Genomic DNA, 1,878 nt, shown 5'->3' with positions numbered 1-1,878 from the left:
TTCATTTTCTTTTTCATAGGTTGTCATACGGGTATGCATTGCACGGTATTTTTCTTTTAGAGCTTGATATAAAACTCTTTCAGTTTCGATTTCTTTTAATTTTTGGTTTATTTCGTCGATATTTTTATTAATTTCAGCTTTACGTTCTTGAAAAAATTCGATTTGTTTGAATAATAATTTATTTCCTTCTGTTAAATCTTCATATCGTTCTTCTAACATTTTTTTGAAATTTTCAGCTCTTGTTAACATATTTTCGTACATCTCTTTTTTGGATTCTAATATTCCGATTTGAGATTTAAGGTCTGAAATTTGACCGACTAATTCTATAACTTCATCTTGTAATTTTTCGATTTCGGCCTTTAGTCTAATTTTATCATCATTTGAGGATAGTTTGGCTTCTTCTTGTTTTTTGGTAATTTCTTTTTCTTTTTCAGCTTTTTGTTTTTCTAAATCAATTAATTCGCCTTTTAAAATTTCAATATTACCTGGTGTTTCTTTTAATTGTTCTTTGATTTCTTTAATCTTTTCTTCATTTTTAGATAAAGCTTCTTTTATTTTTTCTTTTTGTTCTTGGTTAAGTTCTTGTTTTTCATATAATGTTTTTAATTCATCTTCACATTTTTTTAATTCACCTTCCCAATCGGATTTGATCCCTTTGTAATCATTAATGGTTTGGTCGTATTTGTCAATAGTTTTATCGATTTCATTAATTAATTGCCCGACATATTTAGAAGATGGTTCTTTTGGTTTATAAAAGAAACATAAGTAAATAAATCCTAAAACTCCTATGATAATTAAAAAGGAAGTTAAATAGCCTTTCCAAGTTGATGAGTTTGTTTGTTTGATTGGCGGAAAGTTTCCTTTTGAAGAAAAAGAAAATACCGAAGATAGTGGTAGCTATTAAAAACCAAGTGAAATAAGATTTAAAGGTTAGATAAGTTTTAATTAGGTCTAAAGGTGTTTTCATAATTATTTACCTCCTTTCTTTTTAATTTCTTGTTCGATAGTGTTTAAAAGGGTGTCTTCTTGTGAGATTATCATTTTGTAAGCTTGTTTAAATCTTCTAAATTGATTTCGTTTCTTCTAGTTTCGCCTTGACCTCGGTTTTTAGCGAATATGGTTACTGTTGTTTTTAAAAGGTTTTCTAAAGTACGATTAGCTTTTAAGAATTGATGATTATGTGGTAAAAATTCTAAAGCCTCATTGATAACTTCGAATAAGTATTTTTTAGCTCCATCGCTATAAGGGTTTTGACGTTTTTTAATCATGAATTCTAAAAATTGTTTTCTTTCTTCTTTATTACCAGGTTTTACTTCGATGTTGTAAGTGAATCTTGATTTGATGGCTTCATCAATTTGGTCGATGTGGTTTGTAGCACCAATAATAAAGATAGGATGTTCAGGATCATTTTCGAATGATGTCATTTCCGTTTTGAATTGGTTTACCACATTGGCGATTTCTGAACCAGCTTCTAATCCGCTTAAATCAGTAAAGATGGTTTCACATTCATCTAAGAAAATAATGGCCCCTTTTCCTTTTTGAGCTTCTTCACGGGCTGTCATAAATAAATCTTTTACTATTTGAGGTGCAATTCCTTTATATTTTTGGGAAAAGATTGAACTGCTTACTTCAAAGAAAGGTAAATTAGTTTCTTTAGCTAAGGCTCTAGCTAAGGTTGTTTTACCTGTACCAGGAATACCATACATTAAGATGCCTAAGGGCGAATCTACCTCGCCAATATTGTTGTAGTTTTCTTTATTGTTAAGGTAATCAATAAAACCTTCTACGGCTTGTTTTTCTTCTTTGAAACCAATTAATTGGTCGAAAGAAGGAAATTTTTGATTATTAGAAGGATGAAAGTTTGATTCTTCTTGAATA

2 pseudogenes are annotated in these 1,878 nt (G+C 29.3%); both read right to left on the bottom strand.

Features of this window, described 5'->3' with window-relative positions:
* Positions 1 to 249, bottom strand: a pseudogene (locus OYV_RS05125) (DNA double-strand break repair protein Rad50); the annotation flags it as partial.
* Between the two features lie 720 nt (positions 250 to 969).
* Positions 970 to 1,878, bottom strand: a pseudogene (locus tag OYV_RS03685) (AAA family ATPase); the annotation flags it as partial.

Origin of the sequence: 'Chrysanthemum coronarium' phytoplasma, from assembly GCF_000744065.1 — a bacterium.
In the GTDB taxonomy this organism is placed as follows: Bacteria; Bacillota_I; Bacilli_A; order Acholeplasmatales; family Acholeplasmataceae; genus Phytoplasma; species Phytoplasma asteris.
The sequence above is the reverse complement of the archived record's forward strand: the minus strand, read 5'-3'. Positions and strand labels throughout refer to the sequence as shown.